Source organism: Rhodococcus sp. IEGM 1354 (assembly GCF_030056855.1).
GTDB lineage: Bacteria > Actinomycetota > Actinomycetes > Mycobacteriales > Mycobacteriaceae > Rhodococcoides.
Window position 1 is genome coordinate 158,726 of the sequence record NZ_JASHKT010000004.1, and the last position, 23,126, is coordinate 181,851.

Here is a 23,126-nt window from a genome sequence, read left to right on the forward strand (position 1 = left end):
TGTTCACCCACGTGTTCGACAAGTCCGTCAGGCGTTGACGGCCTTGTACTCCCGTCGGCGGCGATGCAGGATCGGCTCGGTGTACCCGTTGGGCTGGCTCGTGCCCTGGAAGATCAGGTCGCTTGCAGCCTGGAATGCGATGTTGGTGTCGAAATCGGGTGCCAACGGCTTGTACGTCGGATCGGACGCGTTCTGCCGGTCGACCACCGGTGCCATTCGCTTCAGCGATTCGCGCACCTGCTCCTCGGTGACGATGCCGTGCCGCAACCAGTTCGCGATGAATTGGCTCGAAATGCGCAGCGTCGCACGGTCTTCCATCAGTGCGATGTCGTTGATGTCGGGCACCTTGGAGCATCCGACGCCGTGGTCGATCCAGCGCACGACGTATCCGAGGATGGACTGCGAATTGTTGTCGAGTTCGTTCTGCTTCTCCTCGTCGGTCCAGTCGGTGGACGGCGCGAGAGGGATCTCGAGGATCTCGTCGACGGTGGCGCGCTTGGCTTTCGCGATCTCGTGTTGACGGGCGAACACGTCGACCTTGTGATAGTGCAAGGCGTGCAGGGTCGCTGCGGTGGGGGAGGGAACCCACGCAGTGTTCGCGCCGGCCTTGGGGTGGCCGATCTTCTGCTCGAGCATGTCGTGCATCAGATCGGGCATGGCCCACATGCCCTTGCCGATCTGCGCCTTGCCCTGCAGGCCGGCCGCCAGGCCGGTGTCGACATTGAAGTCCTCGTAGGCGGCAATCCACTTCTCGCCCTTCATCGCTCCCTTACGAACGACGGGCCCTGCCTCCATCGACGTGTGAATCTCGTCGCCGGTGCGGTCGAGGAAGCCGGTGTTGATGAAGACGACCCGCTCGGACGCGGCCTGGATGCAGGCCTTGAGGTTGACCGTAGTGCGGCGCTCCTCGTCCATGATGCCGACCTTGAGCGTGTTGGTGGGCAGGCCGAGAACCTGCTCGACCCGGCCGAACAGTTCGGCGGTGAAGGCGACCTCGTCCGGTCCGTGCATCTTCGGCTTGACGATGTACAGCGAGCCCGTACGCGAGTTCGAGAGCACGTTGTCCGGAGTCAACGAGTGCAGACCGGCGAGCGAGGTGAACAGCGCATCGAGAATGCCCTCGGGAACCTCGTTGCCCTCGGCGTCGAGGATCGCGTCGGAGGTCATCAGGTGGCCGACGTTGCGGACGAACAGCAGCGAACGGCCGTGCAGCGTCAACTCGGAACCGTCGACCGAGGTGTAGGTGCGGTCCTTGTTCATCGCACGAGTGAACGTCTTGCCGCCCTTGGAGACCTCCTCGGTGAGATCGCCCTTCATCAGGCCGAGCCAGTTGCGGTAGCCCAGAACCTTGTCGTCGGCATCGACTGCGGCGACCGAATCCTCGAAGTCCATGATCGTGGTGACAGCCGACTCGAGCAGCACGTCCTTGACGCCTGCTCCGTCGGTCTTGCCGATCGGGCTCTCGGGGTCGATCTGGATCTCGAAGTGCAAACCGTTGTTCACGAACAGGATGGCCGTCGGCGCATCGGGTGTGCCCTGGTATCCCAACAGCTGTGCCGGATCCTTCAGGCCCACGGTGCTGCCATCGGCCAACGTCACTGTCAGCGACGCGGCGTCGACGACGTATCCGGTGGTCCCGACGTGCGAGCCGGAGCTCAGCGGCAATGCCTCGTCGAGGAAGTCACGCGCGAACGCGATGACCTTGTCTCCGCGGACCTTGTTGTAGCTCGAGCCCTTCTCGGCTCCGTCGGTCTCGGGAATGGCGTCCGTTCCGTAGAGGGCGTCGTAGAGCGAGCCCCATCGTGCGTTGGAGGCATTGATCGCAAAGCGTGCATTGAGCACGGGAACCACGAGCTGCGGCCCGGCCGTGGTGGTGATCTCGGTGTCCACTCCGGACGTGGTGATCTGGAAGTCGGCGGGCTCGTCGAGCAGGTAGCCGATCTCTTTCAGGAAGGCCTTGTACGCTGCGCGGTCGTAATCGGCACCGGCATGTTCGCCGTGCCACGCGTCGACCTTGCCCTGGATCTCGTCACGGACGGCAAGCAACGCTTTGTTCTTGGGAGCGAGATCGGCGATCACCGACGCGGCACCGGCCCAGAAGGCCTCCGAATCTACGTCGGTACCCGGCAGCGCCTCCTTCTCGACGAAATCGAATAGGACCTTGGCGACCTGAAGTCCACCAGCCTGCACACGATCGGTCATGAATTCCTCACTCTTTCCGGTCACGGACACCGGTGACGGTGTCCCCACGACAACGCTGTCGATGTTACTCGGCGGTAGGTCCGACACCGAACCCGCCGCCGGTGAGCAGATTTCGACACCGATCCATCAGTGCCGAGCGTAGGGGAGCTGCTTTCGCCGACAACTCTCCCTGCGCGCGAACGTACTCTGCCCGTCCAGCCGCAGTTTCGATTCGGATGGGATCGAGATGGTACTCGCTCAGGTCGTACGGACTTGCGCGCATATCGATCGTCCGAGCCTCCAACGCCAACTCGAAACAGTCGATCACGAACTCGGAGTCGATCAGCGGACCCAATTTGTAGCACCACTTGTACAGATCCATCGACGCGTGGATGCAACCGGGCTGCTCGGACCCCATGCGCGACTCGGGGGACAACGCGAGTGCGTTACGCGGTACCGCGTCCTCGGTGAAGAAGCGGTAGGCGTCGTAATGAGTGCACCGCAACGTCATCGAGTCGACCACGGCGTCGGTTCCCTCGTGACCGAGTCGCAGCGGGACCTGGCTGTGCCGGACTGCCGAGTCGCCGCCGCGGTAGACCATCGCCCATTCGTGCAGGCCGAAACAGCCGAGCATGGGCGGTCGCTCCCGCGTCGCCGACAGCAGACCCAGAACGAACTCGATACTCGGTCGGCGGCGCTCGAGCAGATCCGACCGAACCCGGAAGCCGGGGCCGTCCGCAGTCTCGACCTTCTCGTACGAGGCGAACTCGGCGAAGTCGTGCGCCCGATCGCCCGTCAGAACCGTGCCGTGGCCGGGATTCCATCGGCGCAGCTGACCCGGGCGGTGGCTGTAGTAGGTGAACAGGAAATCCACCACCGGGTGCACATTGCCGTGGCCGCGATCGGCCAGATAGCTGCCGACGAGGCTCTCCACTCGCGCCGAGTGCGCGTCTCTGCGGGCAGTCCACTCCGCCTCGGTCAGCGTCGCCGATTCGCCCATTCAGACGTTCCGCGGGGGACCGGTAGGTGCGGACTGACCCGGTCGGGGACCGGCGACACGGTGAGTCCCGTCTCGAACCGTGCCCACGAACTCCTCGACCAGGTCCTCCAGCGCGACGATGCCGACCGTGGCACCGGTGGCATCGTGCACGGCACCGAGGTGGCTGCTGGCGCGTCGCAGCTTCGTCAGCGCATCGTCGAGCACGGTGTCGATGGACACCACGGGCAGGGCCCTGACGTCGCTGCGGGGAATGACGGTCTCCGGACCGGCCGAATCGTCGGCCATGTCGTCGAGCACATCTTTCAGGTGCAGATAGCCCACCAGGGAACCGCCTGCATCACGCACCGGGTACCGGGAGAACCCGGTTTCGATGACAGCACGTTCGACCGAACCGAGGGTCGGACCGAGGGTGTGATCCGGCCCGGACAGCTCGATACTCCGAACCTGATGCGAGGGAATCAGAACCTCGGCCACGGTTCGGCCCGATGTCTGGAGAGCCTGACGCAATCTGCGGTGTTCCTCGGCGTCGATCAGTCCCTCCGAGCGCGATTCGCCGATCATCTGCGACAGCTCCACCGCCGAGACGGACGAACTCAGTTCGTCCTTGGGCTCGATTCGAAGCATGCGCAGCGTCAGGTTGGCGCACAGGTTGTAGAACGAGATCAGGGGCAACGCCACCTTGATGAACATCAGGTGGATGGGCACGAGCACCATGGCGGTGCTTTCCGGGCCGGCGATGGCGATGTTCTTCGGGACCATCTCGCCGACGAGGATGTGCAGGACGACGACGAGTGTCAGCGCGATGGCGAAGGCGATCGGGTGCAGGAACGAGCCGGGGATGCCGACCAACTCCAGGGGCACCTCGATCAAGTGCGCGACTGCGGGCTCGGCGACGCGGCCGAGCAGAATCGAGCAGATCGTGATGCCGAGTTGTGCCGCGGCGAGCATCTGCGACAGATTCTGACCGGCCTCGATGACGCTTTGTGCGCGCTTCTTACCCTGCGCCAGCAAGGCTTCGAGACGATCACGGCGCGCTGAGATCAGTGCGAACTCGGCACCGACGAAGAAGGCGTTTCCGGCCAGCAGCAGAACTGCCAGACCTACCCCGAGGAAGTCACCCATCGACCTCACCGTCCGATCGCAGACACGCCACCGCTTCGGCGTCGACCGGCAGGATCAGCACACGGTCTATTCGGCGGCCGTCCATGCGGATCACGCGCGCCATCCACCCGCCGTCGCCGTCGGGGACGTCCTCCGTTGCCGGGGACGGTAGGAGCACCGCGTCCCCTTCCGATGGAATCCGGCCGAGTTGCATCAGTACCAGGCCCCCGATGGTCTCGTATTCGCCTTCCGGGGCCGAATACCCCGTCGCCGACGCAACCTCGTCGATGCGAAGCAGCCCTGCGCAGTCCCAGCCGTCACCCGAACGAGCGACGTCCAGCTCCGGCTCGTCGTGTTCGTCGCGCACGTCGCCGACGATCTCCTCGATCAGATCTTCCATTGTCACCATGCCTGCGGTGCCGCCGTACTCGTCCACCACGAGAGCGACCTGCATACCGTCGGCCCGTACGCGTTCCATCACAGCGTCGCCGTCCAGGCTCGACGGAACGACAGGAACGTCGCGCGCCAGGGACTCGACGGTGGTGGACCGGCGGTCCGCTCCGGCCACCGTGAACGCATGCTTGATGTGGACGACGCCGACGGTGTCGTCCAGGTCGCCGTCGACCACCGGGAACCGGGAGAAGCCCGTTCGCGCAGCGGTTTCGATCAGGTCGGCGACGGTCGCGTCGGTGGCCAGAGTCTCGATCTTGACCCGCGGCGTCATCAGTTCCTCGGCGGTGCGGTCGCCGAACTGCAACGACCGGTCGACCAGGCGTGCGGTGTTCTCGTCGATCGAGCCCTGTCGGGCCGACGTTCGGACCAGCGAACCGAGCTCCTGCGGTGATCTCGCCGAACGCAGTTCTTCCGCCGGTTCGATGCCGAGCCGTCGCACGAGCCAGTTGGCCGAGCCGTTGAGTCCGTTGATCGCCCATTTGAAGATCAGGGAGAACCCGGCCATCGCTCCGGCTGTGACGCGCGCGGTCGACATCGGTTTCGCTATGGCGATGTTCTTGGGGACCAGTTCACCGAAGATCATCGAGAACGACGTGGCCAAGATCAGAGCCACCGCGAGTGAGATGCCCGACGCGAGAGAGTCCGAGGCACCCAGTGCGGTGGTCACCGGCCTGATGAACCCTGCCAGCACCGGCTCCGCGAGATAACCGGTGATGAGTGTCGTGATCGTGATGCCCAACTGCGCGCCCGACAACTGAAACGAGAGCGTCTTGTGAGCATGAAGAACTTGGCGCGAGCGTAGGTCGCCGTTCTCGGCCTGAGACTCGACCGCACTGCGTTCGAGAGCAGTGAGAGAGAACTCGGCTGCGACGAAGAGGGCAGTACCTGCCGTCAGAGCCACGAAGCCGATCAGGCTGACGATGGTGACAAGAGTGGCCACAGGTCAACGCCGCCGAAGTTGAGAGAGCAGTACCGCTCCGCTCGTCTGCGGGGACCTGTCGAAATCGGTGTCGCCGGGTTTCTCTCCCGGCTCGATAGAGGATCCCTCCGATGTGGAACCGTCATCGTGCTGTTCCGCAGTTGCCGAACCGGCAACCGAAATAGTGGGTGCCTCGGGCACCTGATTCCCTTCTGTCTGGCTCGCCTTGCGGCACACCGGTGGTGGCCGACGCATCGTCGCATCGTGCCGAGTCGACGTTGTCTTCTCGGCACGGGCAACGACAGCGAACGTCGTCGAACTCGTAGTGGGTGAGTCTAACCGTCTCGGTGCGTTACCACCCGGACGGCAGGGGGCGCCCTTCGGCAAATCCTGCGGCCGACTGCACCCCGAGGACGGCTCGTTCGGCCAATTCGGGCAGGGAACGTGCCCCGGCATAAGTGCATGTGCTGCGCACACCTGCGCAGATGTGATCGATCAGGTCCTCGACGCCGGGACGATCCGGGTCCAGTCGCATCCGGGAACTGGAGATCCCTTCCTCGAACAATGCCTTGCGGGCACGGTCGAAGGCCCCGTCGGTGGCAGTGCGCGCAGCGACGGCGCGCTTGGACGCCATGCCGAAGCTCTCTTTGTATCGGTTGCCTGCCGCGTCGACGCGAAGATCTCCGGGAGATTCGTAGGTGCCCGCGAACCAGGATCCGATCATGACGTTGGCGGCACCGGCAGCGAGCGCGAGCGCGACATCGCGAGGATGGCGAACACCGCCGTCGGCCCAGACCGACGCACCGAGTTCGGCTGCAGCAGCAGAACAGTCGGCCACGGCCGAGAACTGCGGCCGACCCACGCCGGTCATCATGCGAGTGGTACACATGGCCCCGGGGCCGACACCGACCTTGACGATGTCCGCACCCGCCGTCACCAGGTCACGGGTGCCCTGAGCGGAGACGACGTTGCCGGCGGCGAGTGGTACGCCGAGATCGAGCGAACGCACTTCGGCCAGCGCTTCGACCATCTTCTGTTGGTGCCCGTGGGCGGTATCCATCACCAGAACGTCGGCACCGGCCTCGACCAGCGCCGTCGCCTTCTTGGCCACGTCGCCGTTGATGCCGACTGCAGCAGCGATCCGCAGCCGTCCCGACGCGTCGACGGCAGGAGCGTAGATGCCGGTGCGGACGGCACCGGTGTTCGTCACCACGCCGGCCAAGGAACCGTCGTCCTCGACGACGATCGCGAGCTGGGCGTGGGCGGCTTCCATCAGCTCGAAGACCTCTTTGGGCGAGGCGTTGCGGGCCACCCGCACGAAGTCGGTAGCGGCCACCGAGCTGAGCCGAGCGAAGCGATCGACGTCCGCGCAGGCACTCTCTGTGACGACACCGACGGGCTTGCCGTGCTCGACGATCACGACGGATCCGTGAGCGCGCTTGTGTACCAGGGCGAGCGCATCGGACACCGATGCGTTGGGTCCGAGAACGACCGGTGTGTCGGCAACCAGATCTCTGCTCTTGACGAACGCCACCGTTTCGGCGACGGCCTCGGTGGGCAGGTCCTGCGGAATGACGGCAATGGCACCGCGTCGTGCGACGGTCTCGGCCATCCGTCGACCCGATACTGCGGTCATGTTCGACACGACGATCGGAATGGTCGTTCCCGACCCGTCGACCGTGCTGAGGTCCACGTCGAAACGAGAAGTGACATCGGTCCGGTTCGGGACGAGGAAGACGTCGTCGTAGGTGAGATCGTAGGGCGGCTGGTGACCATCGAGGAACTGCACGTTGATCGAGACTACCGGTCGGATGGACTTCCTGGGGTCGACGCCCCATCCCGAGCGGTCGGTTCGGACGCGTTCGCAGCCTGCGTACGCGACAGCAGGACCGTCGTGACGATCATGACGGCCACCGCCGCGACGATGACTGTCAGGGCGGCACCCTCCGTTCTGATTCGCTCGTTCAGGACGGTGACTCCGATGAACGCCGCGCCGAGTGGTTCGCAGATCGTCACGGCCGGCATCGACGCCGACAGCGGACCCACCTGGAATGCGCGCTGCTGCAGGTAGAAGCCGACGACGCCGGATCCGATCAGCGTGTAGGTCTGCCACGCCGTCAGCGCCTCGATCGGGTTACCGTCGACGAGGTCGGTGACGTTCTTGGTCAGCGCAGCAGCCAGGCCGAACAACAAACCTCCCGCTGCACCGAGCAGTAGTGCCCGAACTCCCGGCGAGGTGAGCAGCAATCCGCCCGCGGCGGCGCAGCCGACCACGACGGCCACCACGATCAATGGAACGAGCCACTGCACGAAAGGGGCGTCGGTGTTGCCCTCGCTCGGATCGCCCACCACGATGAAGACGGCTAGTGCCGCGGCCATCGCCACGGCGAGCGCCCAGGTGGTGGCGGGCAGTGTTCTCCCGACCAGCTTTGCCGACATCGGGAGAGCGAACAGCAGTGCTGTCACCAGCAGAGGTTGGACGATCAGCACCGAGCCGACCCACAGCGCCGCAATCTGAACCGCATAGCCACCGCCGTCTCCGAGGACGCCCACCCACCACCGCGGGCTACGCACCAGTGCCGAAACGAGGGATTCACCTTCGGGGACGGACGCGGCCGCGCTCTGTTGCGCGACCGACGCGCAAGCGAACAGGAACGCCGAAATCAGCGCGAGTACGACCGCCGGCCAGGACGCGGTCACCCGCGTCGTCCTCTGCTACCGCCACCCCGCCGGCTCTCGGTGCCATCGCTCCGCCCACGCCTGCCCGGCGTACCCGTCCGGCCTGCGCCACGCGCCGTTCGCGAGTCGGCTGCAGCACCGTTCGTCGTCGGTACCGGGGCAGGCAGCGGTCGACCGATCGGGGTGCGTGCGCCCGTCGGTCGACGCCACGCGGACTGGTCCAGATCGGTGTCGATCACCGTGGCTGCAACGCCGGCCTCGTCGGCCATCGTTCGGACGCGATCCAACTGGTCGTCCGTAGCCAGCGTCACGACGGTTCCACGGGCGCCGGCACGTGCAGTGCGCCCGGCGCGATGCAGGTAATCCTTGAAATCGACCGGGGGATCGACGTGAACGACGAGCGTCACGTCGTCGACATGAACACCGCGGGCTGCCACATCGGTTGCGATCAGAGCTACGGACGTGCCCTCGCCGAAGGCTGCAAGCGATCGGGTGCGGTGTGCCTGGGTCTTGTTGCCGTGCAGCGACGACACCGGCACACCCAGCGCGAGGCACTCATCGGTGAGTCGATCGACGGCATGGGTGGTCCGTAGGAACAGCAGCGTTTTTCCGTCGCGGTTGGCAAGTGCGGCAGCGACTTCGGTTTTCCGAGCCCCGTCGACTCGGAAGACGAAATGGGTCATGTCGGGTTCGCTGACCGCTGCTGCAGTGGAGTGCACGGCGGGGTCGTTCAGAAATTTCTCGACCAGCCCGTCTACCTCCCCGTCCAGCGTCGCAGAGAACAGCATCCTCTGACCGGTGGCGGGGGTGGCGGCGAGCAATGAATCGACCTGAGGAAGAAAACCCATGTCCACCATGCGATCTGCCTCGTCTACGACGGTGACCTCGACGTGCTCGAGTGTGATCGAGCGGCGCTGGAGGAGATCGATGAGCCGGCCGGGAGTCGCGACCACGACGTCGACACCGCGCTGAATATCCCGGACGTTGCGTTCGAGTGGAACACCTCCGACGACGCCGACGGTGCGAAGTCCGAAGGTGGCACCGTGGATGTCGAGTACTTCACGAATCTGCAGAGCCAGTTCCCGAGTGGGGGCGAGAATCAACCCGCGCGGTGCCGCAGGTGCGCTTCGCTTGCCTGCGAGGTGGACGAGAAGCGGCAGTGCGAACGCCAGGGTCTTACCCGAGCCCGTGGGTGCGCGCCCGAGGACATCCCGTCCGGCAAGGGCATCGGGGATCGCCGCGACCTGAATGGGGAACGGGTCGCGAGCTCCTGCATTTCTGAGGGAGTGAACCAGAACGACGGGGAGACCGAGGTCTGCGAACGATCGAGTGGATTGACCCGGCATGGAGCTGACCTTACCGCCGGATCGACGACGTGCTCGACCCTTCTTGTCGGTACCGCACGCAATACTTGTAGTAGAACGTGAGTTCGAATGGCGTTCGAGACGCAATCTCCGCAGGGGTGGTTGCACGGCGAAGGTGGGGGAGTCATGTGCAAGATGTGCCGAGGGTTCGGTGTCGACGATTACATCGATGACGTGAGGGCAACGATCGAGACGTTCGGGTGGGCGCTGCAGTATGTGGAATCGGAGGTCGATCGAGACGGCATTCATCCCGCGTTCTGCTATACGGTCGGTCTCACCGACTTGGGAAGTCCCGAAATCGTCGTGACGGGCCGCGGGCCACGCGAGTCCTCGATGATCCTGAACGCACTGGGGACATCGGTGGCGTCGGGAATGCTGGAGATCGAATCCGGAATCGGTTGTGCAGCAGCAGGATTCGATCTTCTGGCCGTCGACGTACCGGATTGCGCCGACATTCTGTACGTGGCCTCGGACATATACGGCACGGGTCGCTTCAGCGCCGTGCAAGCCGTCTGGAGGGACCTCGAAGGTGCACTGCCGTGGGAGGGAATTCCGTCGACGGTGGTGCAGCCGGTACTCGGGCCGGTGCCCTTCTGAGCGAGCGTCGACCGATCACGCCGGTGGCACCTCACGAAGTACGTGCGGTGCCACCGGCGGGCGACCGATGTCAGGCTTCGATCTCGGAGCGATCTCCACTCCACAGAGTGTGGAACTTGCCCTCGGAATCGGTGCGCTCGTAGGTGTGCGCACCGAAGAAGTCGCGCTGTCCCTGTGTCAGGGCTGCAGGCAGACGCTCGGCACGCAACGCGTCGTAGTACGAGAGCGAGGATGCGAACGCGGGCACCGGGATGCCGAGCGATGCAGCCGTGATGACGACGCGCCGCCAACTGTCGATCGCGTTCTCGATGGCGTCACGGAAATACGGCGCCAGGATGAGGCTCGGTAGTTCGGCGTTGTCGTCGTACGCGTCCTTGATGCGGTTCAGGAACCTCGCCCGGATGATGCAGCCACCACGCCAGATCGTGGCGAGATCGCCCGGATGCAGATTCCAATCGTATTCGGCGCTGCCCGCTGCGATCTGATCGAAGCCCTGTGCGTAGGCGACGATCTTCGACGCGTACAGCGCCCGGCTGATGTCGTGAGTGAACTGCTCGGCATCGGTGGGCTTGTCGGCCAGTGTTCCCGATGCCAGGCCGACAGCGGCCTTGCGCTGGGCCCGCGATCCCGACAGAGCCCGGGCGAACACCGCCTCGGCGATGCCGGTCACGGGCACTCCGAGATCGAGTGCCGCCTTGACGGTCCATCGACCGGTGCCCTTCTGCTCGGCAGCATCGACGATCACATCGACCAGTGGCTGCCCGGTCTTCGAATCGACCTGGCGGAGGACCTCTGCAGTGATCTCGACGAGGTAGCTCTCCAGATCGCCCTTGTTCCATTCGGTGAACACGTCTGCAACCTGCGCAGGCGAGTACCCGAGCGCGTCGCGAAAGAGGTTGTATGCCTCGCCGATGAGCTGCATATCGGCGTATTCGATGCCGTTGTGCACCATCTTGACGAAGTGGCCGGAGCCGTCGGGCCCGATGTGCGTGCAGCACGGCGTGCCGTCCACCTGCGCAGCGATGGACTCGAGCAATGGTCCCAATGCCTTGTAGGACTCGGCCGGACCACCCGGCATGATCGACGGGCCGTTGAGCGCGCCCTCTTCGCCGCCGGAAATACCGGCACCGACGAAGAGCAGACCGCGGTCCTTCATGGCCGCCTCGCGGCGGATCGTGTCGGTGTAGAGCGCGTTGCCGCCGTCGATGATGATGTCGCCTTCCTCCATCACACCGGCGAGTTCCTCGATCACCGCATCGGTCGGGTCGCCCGCCTTCACCATGATGAGCACGCGCCGCGGCTTCGCCAGCGCAGCCACGAACTCCTCGATGGTCTCGGTACGGATGAAGTTGCCCTCGGTGCCGTGCTCGGCGATCAACGCGTCGGTTTTCGCGATACTGCGGTTGTGCAACGCGACGGTGTGCCCGTGGTGGGCGAAGTTACGCGCGATGTTGGAGCCCATGACGGCGAGTCCGGTGACTCCGATCTGAGCCAGTTCTGTCTCTTTTGCTGCTGAGGTCATACAGACAGCTTTCCTTGCCGCGCGATTTCGCGCGAGCCAACCCCCTGGGTCGGGTGCGACGCTGCCCGACACGACGAAAAAGGTGCCGCATTCGCGAAGAATGCGGCACCTCGGGGTTCGAGCGACGAAGCCCGTCGAATCAGGACTTCGCCTCGAACGATGGATCAGTGGCTGCGTGCAGGCCCGTCGAAACCGTCGTACGAACGACGCTCGGTGCGGCTACGGAACCCACCCGACCGGTTCTCGTCCTGGCGCGGGGCAGAGGCGGGACGCCGGTTGTCCGAGCCACGGTTGTCCGAGCCGCGACCTTCGTAACCGCGACCCTCTGAGCCGCGGTACGAGCTCGAGTCGGAGCGACGCGGGCGGTCACCCTGGTAGCCGCCTTCGCTGCGCGGGTTGGATCCCTGGTAGCCGCCTTCGCTACGCGGGTTGGATCCCTGGTAGCCGCTGGTGCGAGGGCTCGATCCCTGGTATCCGGTGCGGGGACGGTCACCCTGGTAGCCGCCTTCGCTGCGCGGGTTGGATCCCTGGTAGCCGCCGGTGCGGGGGCTCGATCCCTGGTATCCCGTGCGGGGGCGGTCACCTTGGTAGCCGCCTTCGCTACGCGGGTTGGAACCCTGGTAGCCGCCGCTGCGGGGGTTGGACCCCTGGTAGCCACCGGTGCGCGGGCGGCTGTTGCGATCACGCGGGGTGGATTCGGCGCGCAACGGCTCACCGGTCGGCTTCTTGGCGCCGGTGATGCTGTTGAGCTCGGCCGAACCGGGGGAGACGTTGACCGCGGTGGCCTTGACGCCGGCCATCCCGGTCAAACGCAGAACCTGGCGACGCTGATTGGGGAGCACGATCGCGACGACGGTGCCCTTTTCTCCAGCGCGTGCCGTGCGGCCGGCGCGGTGCAGGTAGTCCTTGTGGTCGGCGGGCGGATCGACATGTACGACCAGGTCGATTCCGTCGACGTGAATTCCGCGGGCCGCGACGTCGGTGGCCACGAGCACAGGAGTACGACCGTTCTTGAATCGCTCGAGCACTCGGGTGCGCTGGTTCTGTGCCTTGCCGCCGTGCAGCGACTCTGCAGCGATGCCGAGGGCGCGCAGGCGATCGGTGATGCCGTCGCAGCCCAGCTTGGTGCGCGCGAACATGATGGTGCGGCCGCCTTCACGGGCACCGATCTCCGAGAGCACGAGATCCTTCTGGCCACGGTCGACCATGAGGACGTAGTGGTCCATGGTTCGGACGCTGGCCTTGCCGTCCTGGGTGGAGTGCTCGACGTGGTCGGGCAGGAACTGGCGAACCAGTGACTGGACCTCGCGGTCGAGGGTGGCCGAGAACAGCATCCGCTGTCCGTCTGCGGGTGTATCGGCGAGTACGGCACGCACCTCGGGCAGGAAGCCCATGTCGGCCATCTGATCGGCCTCGTCGAGTGCGGTGATCTCGATGGAGTCGAGGATGCAGGTGCCCTGACGCAGGTGATCTGCCAGCCGTCCCGGAGTGGCGACCAGCACGTCGACTCCGCGGCGAAGCTGCTCGACCTGCTTGTTGAACGGGGTGCCGCCGACGGCGGGCATGACCCGGAGGCCCTGTGCGTTGGCGTAGGGAGCGAGCGACTCGACCACCTGGAACGCGAGTTCGCGGGTCGGGACCAATACGAGCGAACGCGGGCGCTTGGCGGCCGGTCGATCGGTGTGCAGCGAGAGGCGCTGCAGAATCGGCAGGCCGAAGGCGAGGGTCTTGCCCGAACCTGTCTGCGCGCGACCGAGGACGTTCTTGCCGGCAATTGCGTCGGGAAGCGCCTTCTCCTGGATGGGGGACGGCACGGTGATCGAGTTACGAGCAAGCGCCGCGACGACGGCCTCGGGCAAACCGAGCTCGGCGAAGGTGAAGGCCGGTGCCGCTGCGGGCATCGGTACGGCCGTCGAGTCGGACTCGGGGGAAACGGTGGTGTTGGAAACAGCGTTGGTCACGCAGTAAAGCCTCTCCGGATTGCGGGCACGCCAATAAGCCCGAAGCTGAGAGACCCGACGAGAAGGGAAACACGAAAAACAGCCAGAACACATTGATACGAGCCAGGGCACTGTCACCTGGCCATCGGTACGCAGGTCGAACCTGCATAAAGTGGGGCTGTTTGTGCCATTTCGATTGCTTGGTCGCGATGGCGACCGAGTTCTACTGTACGGGACGTACCGTCATTTGTTCACCCGGATGGGTGTGACCTGCGTGACCCCTCGGTGTGGTGGCCTTCGATCAGCCGAGAAGCTTGCTCAGCTCCTCGAGCCACGGCATCGCAACGTAGATGGTCGGCAGCACGAGTATGACGACGGCGGCCAGATATGCCACAGCGGCGATCCGGACGTCGCTGCCCGGCCCACTCAGCCGCTGCACGCGAATCAGTGTGTGCGGTCCGCCGGCTGCCATGGCACCCCGCGGTGCGGTGGATCCGGCACACGTGACGAGTGCACGTGCGAGCGGCGTGGGTCCGGTGACCTTGACCGCTGTGTCATCGGCCAGTAGTTCGACCAACAGCTGAACGCTGCCCAGGGCGGACTTGCTACGAACGATTCTGGGGAACGCCTCGTTGACCGCGGTGAACGCTTCGAGCACCAGGTCGTGACGGGATCGAAGATGTGATCGCTCGTGGCTGAGAATCGCGGTCACCTCCGCCTCGGAGAGGCTGGCGAGCGTTCCGCGGCTCAGTACCACCCGCTGCCGTAGTCCGGGCAGGCAATACGCGATCGGTTCCGCCGCGTCCAGAACCCGGATGTCCGCATCACGCAGGCCCCTGAACGGATTGTCGGTCTTGTCGGTTCTGTCGAGCAGATCGACCAACATGCGATGACGGGAGCGGCGACGGCGGGTACGCACCGCCACCTGAACCACCGAGAACATCAGTTTCGCGCCGATGCCCAGCGTGATCGCGAGTACCACGACGTACAAGGTCCACAGGGGCAGGCCCAAGGCATCGATTTCGTCGGTCGGAGCCGTAGTCGGTCGACCGTCGGGTCCCGGCACGAGCAGCAATCCGCCGATCGCGAGGCCGGAACTGAAGGCCGACAGCACGGCTGCGAGGGCGATGGCCTGCCACAGCACCAGAGCAGCGCGAGGCGACCGGTACGGCCAGCTCGCACGGGCGAGCATTGCCGGCACAGGTCCAGCCAGGATCAGCGCGAGTATCGCGAATACCAGCGCAGTGGTGGAGTTCATGTCCTCACTTACTACGAGGAGCCTCAGTCCGTCGGACGGCCTTCTGCAGCAGAAGGTGACTCTGTCGTCGATTGTGCCACTTCCAGCGCCGCGAGTGCTTCACGGAGGGCGGCGGCCTCATCTGCTCCGACCTGCCCGACGAAGTGCACCAGGGCTGCTGCACGCCCACCGGAGGCGGGGGCCTGGGACAACGCGTCGACCATCAGACTCGCCACCAACTCGTCGCGGCCATGGACCGGGGCGTAGCGATGCGCTCGGTCGTCACGCTGCTGGACGACCAAACTCTTCTTCGCCAGACGCTGCAGGACCGTCATCACGGTCGTGTACGCGAGTTCACGATGAGTCGCGAGGGCCTCGTGGACCTGACGAACGGTCTGCGGCTCCGTCGATTCCCACAGATGGTCCATTACTGCGCGTTCCAATTCACCAAGGCCAGCCATTCCTCCGAGTCTACGGCCAGTCCGACGCGGATGCGTACTACTCGTAGTAGTAACTACGGTCCCGATGCTGTGGTCTCTGTCATAGCCGCGGTCGAGTGGCGTCGGCGGGTCGTGACCGTGTGCGGGTGCGTGCGAATACTCTGTCGAGAGTTGGTGCCGCTGGGCCGAGTCGGAAAGATGAGTGGAGACCTCGAGTGAAGTGGTTCGATTCGCTGTCGTTGCTCGATGGGCCGCTGCCGGTGATCGTGTCCGTGCTCGGCGCGGCCGGCGGACTGTGGTTGCTGGTCTCGAGGTCGCGTCGGTACGTCAGGCGCGCGCTGCCGATCGCTGCCACCGCGGCGATCGTCGTCACGGCCATCGGTTACGTGCTGGTCGAAAAAGTGTGGCGACCGTTCCCCGATCCGATCGACATCTCGATCTACGTGTGGATCGGAGTGGGTGTGGCGGCCCTGTTCGCGCTCGTACCACGGTCGATCGCTGCCCGCGGCGTGGTCGGCACAGTGGTGTCTGTGCTGGCGGCGGTCCTCGTGGTGGCAACGTCTGCTCTGCACGTCAACCTCGAATTCGCTGCGTATCCGACCGTGGGAAATGCGCTCGGTGTCGAGTCGGCCGAGCGCATAGCGTTCTCGGACGTGCCGCCTGCGGTCTCCGATACCGTCACCGGCACGCCCCTGGAATCTGCCTGGTCCGCACCTGCCGACCTGCCTTCCGCCGGCCGCGTCACCTCCGCCACCATTCCTGCCACCGCGTCGAACTTCACGGCGCGAGACGCCCAGATCTACCTACCGCCGGCCTATTTCGCCGACCACCGTCCGCTTCTTCCTGTCCTCGTACTGCTCGCCGGCCAGCCCGGCGCACCCGAAGACTGGTTGAACGGGGGCAAGCTCGCCGAGACCATGGACAACTTCGCGCGTGATCACGCCGGTCTGGCACCGGTGGTGGTGGTGGCCGACGGCACCGGTTCGTCGATCGCCAATCCGCTCTGCGTGGATTCGGCACTCGGCAACGCGGCCACCTACCTCGCGCGTGACGTTCCCGACTGGATCGACAACTCCCTTCAGGTGGATCGCAATCGTGCTCGTTGGGCGATCGGCGGATTGTCCTACGGCGGAACGTGCTCGATACAGATGGCCACCAATCATCCCGAGGTCTATCCCACGTTTCTCGACATGTCGGGTCAGCGCGAGCCGACCCTCGGCGATCGAGATCGAACCGTGCAGCAGGCGTTCGGCGGCAACGCCGCAGCGTTCACCGCGATCAACCCTCTCGACCTGCTGAAATCGCGTCGATACCCGGACTCTGCCGGTATTTTCGTCGTGGGGTCCGAGGACAAGGATTACCAACCGGGCCAGCAGGAGATGTACGACGCGGCGAAGGCCGCTGGAATGGATGTGCAGTACGTGGAGGTACCAGGGGGACACAGCTTCGCGGTGTGGTCCGAAGGCTTACGTCGAGAACTGCCGTGGCTGGCTACGAGAACAGGACTGACGGCGTGAACACCGATGAGTCGGGGAGTTCGACGGAAGCGATAGATGCTGCGGCACCGACATGGGTTTCCGGGAAGGTGGCCGTCGTGAGATCCGCCGCCTCGGCGACGATGCGGCAGTCGCGGCGATTGTGGTCGCTGATCCTGTTCGGTGCCGTGGGTGCCCCGGTCAGCTTCACCCTGCTCGCCGTGGTCTGGCTCTCGGGGATATATGCCGTCGTGTCGGACGGCCGTGGTCAGGTCGACAGGTACTTCGCGGTCGGCATCGTCCCGTTCGAGCACTGGCACCTCTGGACGCCACTGACTTCGGGCCTGGCAGCGCCGAACATCGCGGGCTGCGTGGTGGCGACGGTTGCGGTTCTCCTCGCTGCTGCTCCGATCGAACGTCGTATCGGTTCCCGACGGTTCGCGGTAGCCGCATTCGTGACGCAGGTTGCCGGGTCGTTGTTCGGGCTGGGCCTGGCCGTGCTGGCGAAGACCGTCGACGAGGATTGGGGTTTCCGCCTGCACGTAGGTACGGCCGTGGGCCCGACGACATGGGTCTTCGGAGTTGTGCTGGTTGCCACGTCGCGTATGGACACGCTGTGGCGCAGGCGGATTCGCGTCGGAGTGCTGGCCCTGTTGGTGACCCTGGCCCTGTTCGGCGGTCATCTGCAGGACGTCGTTCGGTTGGCGGCAGCGGTGATCGGTCTGATCGTGGGCCCGTGGATCGTCGGCCGCTCGGCGCGCGGTCCGAGATTGGCGGGAACGCAGCGTGAAGGACGTGTGCTGGTCGCGCTGATCGTCGCCGCCAGTGCCCTGGGTCCGGTGCTGGCGGCCTTGAGCCCCAATGCCGTGGGGCCGTTCGCGGTGCTTCGCGACGTGGTTCGCGGGGTGCCGTACACAGCTGCCGAGGTTCGTGAGATTTGCGCCGATGCCACGACCGATCCGGTGGAATGCCGCCGCGGGCTGCTCGACCTCAGGCTGGGCGGAGTCGGACCGACGATCCTGAGCATCATGCCGTCGCTGTTCCTCTTGGTGGTCAGTGACGGTTTGCGCCGCGGTCGACGGTTCGCATGGGCGATGGCAGTGATCTCGCAGGTGGTTCTGCTTGCGCTGTCGGTGGCGAACTACGCCATCCGGTTCCTCGAGGCCGGCGACGACGAATCCTTGTTCTACGGGCTGGAATCTCCCACTGCCTATCGCACTGCAGTGCCGTTCCTTCTGCCCCTGCTGGTCCTGCTGGTCCTGATCGTCACTCGGAAGTTCTTCGACGTGTCGGCGCCGGCAGGCACGTACCGACGCTGGGCCGCGTCCGTCGTGGCCGCCGCAGTGGGACTCGGCCTGATCTACTCGCTCGGCGGTTATCTCGGTCGCGGCGGTTTCGCCGACTCGCCGTCCTTCGGCGGACTGCTGATCGATTTCCCGCAGAGGCTGGTTCCGCCGGTCTATCTGCAGTGGCTCGAGCCCGCCCTTCTACCCCAGAGCATCCCGACCACCTTGCTGTTCGAGTGGACCGGCGTCGTGTTCTGGGTCGTGGTGTGTGTGCTCACGATCAGCACCTTCCTCACACCGGTGTACGGCCCGGAGACCGATGCCACCGAACGGGCTCGCAGCGTGCTGATGTCGAGCAGCGGCTCGGCACTGTCGTGGATGACGACCTGGCGCGGAAACAAGTACTGGTTCAGCGCCGACGGCCGCAGCTACGTGGCGTATCGCGTCATTTCCGGCGTGGCTTTGACCACCGGTGACCCTGTCGGTCCGCGAGAATCGTTGCGAGACAACGTCGTCGAGTTCGCCGAGTTCGCGTCGAAGAACGGGTGGATTCCGTGTTTCTACTCCGTCACCCCGGCCGTCCGGCGCATCACCGATTCTCTCGGCTGGGGCGGTATCCAGGTCGGTGAGGAGACCGTGCTCGATCTGGACGGGATCGCGTTCACCGGCAAGCGTTTCCAGGATGTACGTACTGCGCTCAACCGCGCGAAGAAGGCAGGCGTCGTCGCCGAGTGGATTCGGTTTCCCACCGCTCCTCTGGCCATCACCGATCAGATCACCGCGATCTCCGAGGAGTGGGTAGCAGACAAGGGGATGCCCGAGATGGGCTTCACCCTCGGCGGACTCGAGGAGGTCGACGACGAGAACGTGCGATGCCTGATCGCCGTCGACGAGCACCGAACCGTTCACGGGGTCACGTCGTGGATGCCCGTCTACGAGGACGGCGTCATAGTCGGGTGGACGCTCGATTTCATGCGGAGACGCTCGGAAGGATTTCGGCCGACGATGGAGTTTCTCATTGCTTCGGCCGCCCTGCTCCTCGAGCAGGAGGGTGCCCGGTTCCTGAGCCTGTCCGGTGCCCCTCTGGCCAAAGTCGACGAGAAGCAGCCCGAGCACGTGTCCAGCGCCGAGCAGTCGACGCTGTCCGGCTTGCTCGAACGGTTGCTCGATGTACTCGGGCGCACCCTCGAACCCGTCTACGGGTTCCGGTCGCTGCTGGCGTTCAAATCCAAATTCCAGCCGCGCTACGAACCGATGCACATGACGTTTGCCGATCCTGCCGCGCTGCCCAGCATCGGCAACGCAATCGGCCGGGCCTACCTGCCCGACGTGTCCATCGGGCAGGGCTTCAAGCTCGTCCGAACCATGATCGAGCGGTGACGGTCTGCGCTAGACGGCCTGCGAGTCCGGTGTCCCGGAGTGCCTGTCCGACTTCACCGGACCACCGACCGACCCGTACACGTGGCGAGTCCCGATCGGAACGATGAGCGGGCGATCCGACATGGGATCGTCGATCACGGCTGCTTCGAGTCCGAACACGTCGAGCAGTAGTTCCTCGGAGATGACGTCCTGAGGGCGACCGGACGTGACGATGTTTCCTTGCTTCATGACAATCAACTGGTCGCTGTACCGAAGCGCGAGGTTGAGGTCGTGCAACACCATGACGATGGTGCGGCCGAGCTCCTCGTGCAGCCGATCGACGAGGTCGAGTACCTCGATGGAGTGGGCGAGATCGAGGTACGTGGTCGGCTCGTCCAACAGCAGGATGTCGGTGCCCTGCGCCAGTGCCATCGAGATCCAGGCGCGCTGCCGTTGACCACCGGACAGCTCGTCGACGGGGCGATCGGCGAGGTCGCCGACGCCGGTGAGTTCGAGTGCGTTGGCCACTTCGGCCTCGTCGTCCGAGCTCCACTGCCTGATCCACGACTGATGAGGGTGACGACCGCGCGACACCAGATCGGCAACGGTCAATCCTTCCGGAGCAGTGGGTGCCTGCGGCAGCATGCCCAGGGTTCGGGCAACCTCTTTGGTCTTCATCGAAGAGATCGCCCGGCCGTCGAGCATCACGCTTCCGGCCTTGGGCTTGAGCAGGCGTCCGAGCGACCGCAACAGGGTCGACTTGCCGCAGCCGTTCGGGCCGATGACTGTGGTGATCACCCCGGTGTGAATCGCGAGGTCGAGGTGCTCGATGATGGTCCGGTCGCCGTAACCGAGGCTGAGATCGTCTGCGACCAAACGCGAAGCATGGCTGATTGTCATACGGAAGCCTTTCGATTACTGCGCACGAGAAGGTACAGAAGGAACGGTCCACCGAGTGCCGAGGTGACGATGCCGACCGGCAGTTCCACCGGCAGGATCGTCCGCGCGATGAGATCACTCGCCACTACCAGCAGTCCGCCCAACAATGCCGAGGCAATGATCGGCGGGCCAGGGGTTCGGAGGAGTCGTACCGCGATCTGCGGGGCTGCCAATGCTACGAACGCGATCGGTCCGGCCGCAGCCGTGGCAACGGCAGCGAGTGCGACGGCGGCGAGCAACATCACGGCCTGGCTGTGCTGCAACCGCACTCCGAGCGATCGCGCATTGTCGTCACCCAAACGCAGTGCTCCGAGCGTGAACGTCGACACGATGGTTGCGCCTCCGACGACGACGACAGCGACGGCGACCGGCCACACCGTCGACCAGTTGGCTCCGTTCAGAGAACCGTTGAGCCAGACCTGCGCGCGCGACACGTCGTTGATGTCGGCGCTGATCAGCAACCACCCGATGACGGCCGTGAGCATTGCGTTGACGGCGATTCCCACCAGAATGAAGCGAAAGCCGTCGACTCCTTTCCTCCAGGCCAGAGAGTAGATCGCAATCGCAGTCAGGACGCCGCCGATCAAGGCTGCCAGTGGAAGACCGAGGGTGGCGAGCAGACCGCTGAAGGTACCGCCGCCGCCCAGCACGATCAGTGCGACGGCTGCAGCGCTGGCACCGGCGGTGATACCGAGAATGTCGGGGCTGGCGAGTGCGTTCCGAGAGATGGATTGCGTGATCGCACCGGAGATTCCCAGGGCTGCTCCGACGAGCAAGCCCGTCAACGATCGGGGCAGGCGCAGGTCCATGACGATGAACCGTTCGATCCGCGTTCCGCCGCCGAGCAGGACGTCGAGCACCTGGGGGATCGACAGCGGAAAGTCGCCGCGGCCGATGTTGACACACATGACGAGAATCAAGGCGGCAGCCACGAGGAGGGTGGTGACGACCATCAGTGGACGGCGGACGAGGGACACCCGCCCCAGGCGAACGGCGGGCCGTGCGGGCACGGTGCCGGGACCGGCCGTGGAGGGCTCGGAGGACCGAAGCTCGGCGGTCACAGGCTCGCCAACTTTCTACGGCGTACGAGTGCGATGAAGAACGGCGCGCCGAAGAGGGCCAGGACGATGCCCACCTGCAGCTCGCCCGGGCGCACCACGACGCGTCCGATGACGTCGGCGATCATGAGCATCACGCCGCCCATGAGGCCCGCGTACGGCACGAGCCATCGGTAGTCGGGCCCGGTCACCGCTCGAGCGATGTGCGGAACGACGAGGCCGACGAAGGCGATGGGCCCGCAGGCAGCAGTTGCCGCTCCGGTCAGCAGAGTGATGGCCAGGATGCCGACAGTTCGGGTGACCGCGATGTTCGTTCCGAGGGATCGCGCAACGTCCTCGCCCAGGCTCATGACGTTCAGGCCCGGGGTGCTGGCGAGTGCGATCAGCACACCGAGAATCAGGAAGGGGAGAACCTGCCACAGCACGTCGAGCCCCCGGCCGGCGACCGATCCGACCACCCAGAAGCGGTAGCCGTCGAGGCTCGTCTGGTCGAGCAACACGACGGCATTCGTCATCGCCGAGAGGAAGAACGCGACACCCGCGCCCGCCAGGGCGAGGTTGATCGGACTCGATCTGCCCGACCCGATGGACGACAGACCGAACACCACGACGCTCGCCACCGCCGAACCTGCGAACGCGAACCACAGGTACTGGCTCGGAGAGGTGAACCGGAACAGGTAAATGGCCATGACGACGAAGAACGCAGCCCCGGAATTGAGGCCGAGCAAGCTGGCATCGGCCAGCGGGTTGCGCGTATGTCCCTGGATGAGGGCACCGGCGATACCGAGCGCGATGCCGACCACCAACGCCAGCACGGTTCGGGGGACCCGCAAGGTCCGCACGATGATGTCGGTGTCCGTGCCATTCGAATCGATCAGTGCATGGGCGATCTCGGCGAACGTCAGTGGTCGGGCACCGATGGCGATGCTTGCAAAGATGCCGGCGGCCAGAGCGACGACCAATACTGCCAGTCCGAGCAATCTGCGTCGGCGAATGGCGGCAACCGAACCATCCTTGGGAATAGGCTCGAAATCATCAGCTGAAGCTGTCTTCTCCCGCACGACCTCCGACGTGGACCGGCCGAGACCGAACTGGCGACGGAGAGCTCGACGGACACCGACCGGGCCGGTGGTGTCGGTGTCGCGGAGCGTCAGACTCATCCACCGTCTACCTGTGCTCTGCCCCTCGTTGCCATCGCGGTAGCCGCGGTTCCAGACGAACAAGGCGACGGCCACCGAGAGAGAAATGGCTCCGAACACGACACGGTCGGCCTGGCCACCGCCGTTGTCGTCGCGAAGGGCGTCGACGATCGACCACCCGATGAACAACGGCACGAGCACGATCAGAGCATCGATCCCCGCGGCTGCGACGCGTGTGCTCCGCGGTGCGGGACCGGTCGGTACGTCCTCGGTCCCGTATCGCTCGTCGGGCGAGCGACGCGAGCCGTGGGGGCCGAGTAGCGGAGCTGTGGTCACTGGGGTCGTGACTCCTCGCTGGATCGAAGGGACACGGTTTAGGTTACGGAACCCTTGCTCGCCGTGCGACAAGAGGTAAGGGTAGCGGTACCTGAGTCGGC

The 23,126-nt window shown here is 65.2% G+C and carries 17 protein-coding genes; 3 read left to right on the forward strand and 14 right to left on the reverse strand.

Annotated elements, in window-relative coordinates; translation table 11 throughout:
* Positions 1 to 27 precede the first annotated feature (27 nt).
* The 7 genes from QM588_RS10510 to QM588_RS10540 form a co-directional block, all read right to left on the reverse strand.
* Positions 28 to 2,202, reverse strand: a complete 2,175-nt coding sequence (locus QM588_RS10510) for a malate synthase G (RefSeq protein WP_283313082.1) — start codon at positions 2,200 to 2,202, stop codon at positions 28 to 30.
* Positions 2,203 to 2,266: 64 nt separating this feature from the next.
* On the reverse strand, positions 2,267 to 3,181 hold the full coding sequence (locus tag QM588_RS10515; RefSeq protein ID WP_283313084.1) for a 3-methyladenine DNA glycosylase: 915 nt from the start codon (positions 3,179 to 3,181) through the stop codon (positions 2,267 to 2,269).
* Positions 3,182 to 4,303, reverse strand: a complete 1,122-nt coding sequence (locus QM588_RS10520; RefSeq protein WP_283313087.1) for a hemolysin family protein — start codon at positions 4,301 to 4,303, stop codon at positions 3,182 to 3,184.
* The gene (locus tag QM588_RS10525; protein WP_283313089.1) at positions 4,296 to 5,675 is read right to left on the reverse strand and encodes a hemolysin family protein; all 1,380 of its coding nucleotides are present in this window, start codon (positions 5,673 to 5,675) and stop codon (positions 4,296 to 4,298) included. Before QM588_RS10525 ends, QM588_RS10520 begins: the two co-directional genes overlap by 8 nt.
* 331 nt (positions 5,676 to 6,006) lie before the next feature.
* A complete protein-coding gene (locus tag QM588_RS10530; RefSeq protein ID WP_283313091.1) occupies positions 6,007 to 7,443 on the reverse strand; it encodes a GuaB1 family IMP dehydrogenase-related protein in 1,437 nt (478 codons plus the stop codon).
* Positions 7,444 to 7,454: 11 nt separating this feature from the next.
* Positions 7,455 to 8,354, reverse strand: a complete 900-nt coding sequence (locus tag QM588_RS10535; protein ID WP_283313093.1) for a DMT family transporter — start codon at positions 8,352 to 8,354, stop codon at positions 7,455 to 7,457.
* Positions 8,351 to 9,679: a DEAD/DEAH box helicase gene (locus QM588_RS10540; protein ID WP_283313095.1), complete on the reverse strand. Its 1,329-nt coding sequence runs from the start codon at positions 9,677 to 9,679 to the stop codon at positions 8,351 to 8,353. The genes QM588_RS10535 and QM588_RS10540 overlap by 4 nt, the downstream gene beginning before the upstream one ends.
* A gap of 87 nt (positions 9,680 to 9,766) precedes the next feature.
* Here QM588_RS10540 and QM588_RS10545 point away from each other — a divergent pair, with 87 nt between their 5' ends.
* Entirely contained in the window at positions 9,767 to 10,294 is a 528-nt protein-coding gene (locus QM588_RS10545) for a DUF4262 domain-containing protein (RefSeq protein ID WP_283313098.1), read from the forward strand.
* A 70-nt stretch (positions 10,295 to 10,364) separates the two neighbouring features.
* On the opposite strand, the gene gndA is transcribed toward QM588_RS10545, so the two are convergent.
* From gndA to QM588_RS10565, 4 genes are all read right to left on the reverse strand, one after another.
* Positions 10,365 to 11,816, reverse strand: a complete 1,452-nt coding sequence (gene gndA, locus QM588_RS10550) for an NADP-dependent phosphogluconate dehydrogenase (RefSeq protein WP_283313101.1) — start codon at positions 11,814 to 11,816, stop codon at positions 10,365 to 10,367.
* A gap of 164 nt (positions 11,817 to 11,980) precedes the next feature.
* Positions 11,981 to 13,777: a DEAD/DEAH box helicase gene (locus tag QM588_RS10555; RefSeq protein ID WP_442972893.1), complete on the reverse strand. Its 1,797-nt coding sequence runs from the start codon at positions 13,775 to 13,777 to the stop codon at positions 11,981 to 11,983.
* 280 nt (positions 13,778 to 14,057) lie between these two features.
* On the reverse strand, positions 14,058 to 15,014 hold the full coding sequence (locus QM588_RS10560; protein ID WP_283313103.1) for a M56 family metallopeptidase: 957 nt from the start codon (positions 15,012 to 15,014) through the stop codon (positions 14,058 to 14,060).
* Between the two features lie 23 nt (positions 15,015 to 15,037).
* Positions 15,038 to 15,454 (reverse strand): BlaI/MecI/CopY family transcriptional regulator, encoded by a 417-nt coding sequence (locus QM588_RS10565; protein WP_032366177.1) that lies wholly within the window; start codon positions 15,452 to 15,454, stop codon positions 15,038 to 15,040.
* A gap of 194 nt (positions 15,455 to 15,648) precedes the next feature.
* Here QM588_RS10565 and QM588_RS10570 point away from each other — a divergent pair, with 194 nt between their 5' ends.
* Both QM588_RS10570 and QM588_RS10575 read left to right on the forward strand, forming a co-directional pair.
* Positions 15,649 to 16,950, forward strand: a complete 1,302-nt coding sequence (locus QM588_RS10570) for an alpha/beta hydrolase (RefSeq protein WP_283313108.1) — start codon at positions 15,649 to 15,651, stop codon at positions 16,948 to 16,950.
* A gap of 101 nt (positions 16,951 to 17,051) precedes the next feature.
* Entirely contained in the window at positions 17,052 to 19,574 is a 2,523-nt protein-coding gene (locus QM588_RS10575) for a bifunctional lysylphosphatidylglycerol flippase/synthetase MprF (RefSeq protein WP_283313526.1), read from the forward strand.
* A 9-nt stretch (positions 19,575 to 19,583) separates the two neighbouring features.
* Here the strand turns inward: QM588_RS10575 and QM588_RS10580 are convergent, their stop codons facing one another.
* From QM588_RS10580 to QM588_RS10590, 3 genes are all read right to left on the reverse strand, one after another.
* A complete protein-coding gene (locus QM588_RS10580) occupies positions 19,584 to 20,453 on the reverse strand; it encodes an ABC transporter ATP-binding protein (RefSeq protein ID WP_283313110.1) in 870 nt (289 codons plus the stop codon).
* Entirely contained in the window at positions 20,450 to 21,445 is a 996-nt protein-coding gene (locus QM588_RS10585) for a FecCD family ABC transporter permease (RefSeq protein WP_442972899.1), read from the reverse strand. Before QM588_RS10585 ends, QM588_RS10580 begins: the two co-directional genes overlap by 4 nt.
* 104 nt (positions 21,446 to 21,549) lie before the next feature.
* Positions 21,550 to 23,025 carry an iron chelate uptake ABC transporter family permease subunit gene (locus tag QM588_RS10590; RefSeq protein ID WP_283313115.1) on the reverse strand — a complete coding sequence of 492 codons (1,476 nt, stop codon included), beginning with the start codon at positions 23,023 to 23,025 and terminating at the stop codon, positions 21,550 to 21,552.
* Positions 23,026 to 23,126 lie beyond the last annotated feature (101 nt).

Coding starts and splice junctions, on each gene's coding strand:
- QM588_RS10510 (WP_283313082.1), bottom strand. CDS start 2,202: ATGACCGATCGTGTGCAGGCTGGTGGACTTCAGGTCGCCAAGGTCCTA.
- QM588_RS10515 (WP_283313084.1), bottom strand. CDS start 3,181: ATGGGCGAATCGGCGACGCTGACCGAGGCGGAGTGGACTGCCCGCAGA.
- QM588_RS10520 (WP_283313087.1), bottom strand. CDS start 4,303: ATGGGTGACTTCCTCGGGGTAGGTCTGGCAGTTCTGCTGCTGGCCGGA.
- QM588_RS10540 (WP_283313095.1), bottom strand. CDS start 9,679: ATGCCGGGTCAATCCACTCGATCGTTCGCAGACCTCGGTCTCCCCGTC.
- QM588_RS10545 (WP_283313098.1), top strand. CDS start 9,767: ATGGCGTTCGAGACGCAATCTCCGCAGGGGTGGTTGCACGGCGAAGGT.
- gndA (WP_283313101.1), bottom strand. CDS start 11,816: ATGACCTCAGCAGCAAAAGAGACAGAACTGGCTCAGATCGGAGTCACC.
- QM588_RS10560 (WP_283313103.1), bottom strand. CDS start 15,014: ATGAACTCCACCACTGCGCTGGTATTCGCGATACTCGCGCTGATCCTG.
- QM588_RS10565 (WP_032366177.1), bottom strand. CDS start 15,454: ATGGCTGGCCTTGGTGAATTGGAACGCGCAGTAATGGACCATCTGTGG.
- QM588_RS10575 (WP_283313526.1), top strand. CDS start 17,052: ATGCGGCAGTCGCGGCGATTGTGGTCGCTGATCCTGTTCGGTGCCGTG.
- QM588_RS10580 (WP_283313110.1), bottom strand. CDS start 20,453: ATGACAATCAGCCATGCTTCGCGTTTGGTCGCAGACGATCTCAGCCTC.
- QM588_RS10585 (WP_442972899.1), bottom strand. CDS start 21,445: ATGGTCGTCACCACCCTCCTCGTGGCTGCCGCCTTGATTCTCGTCATG.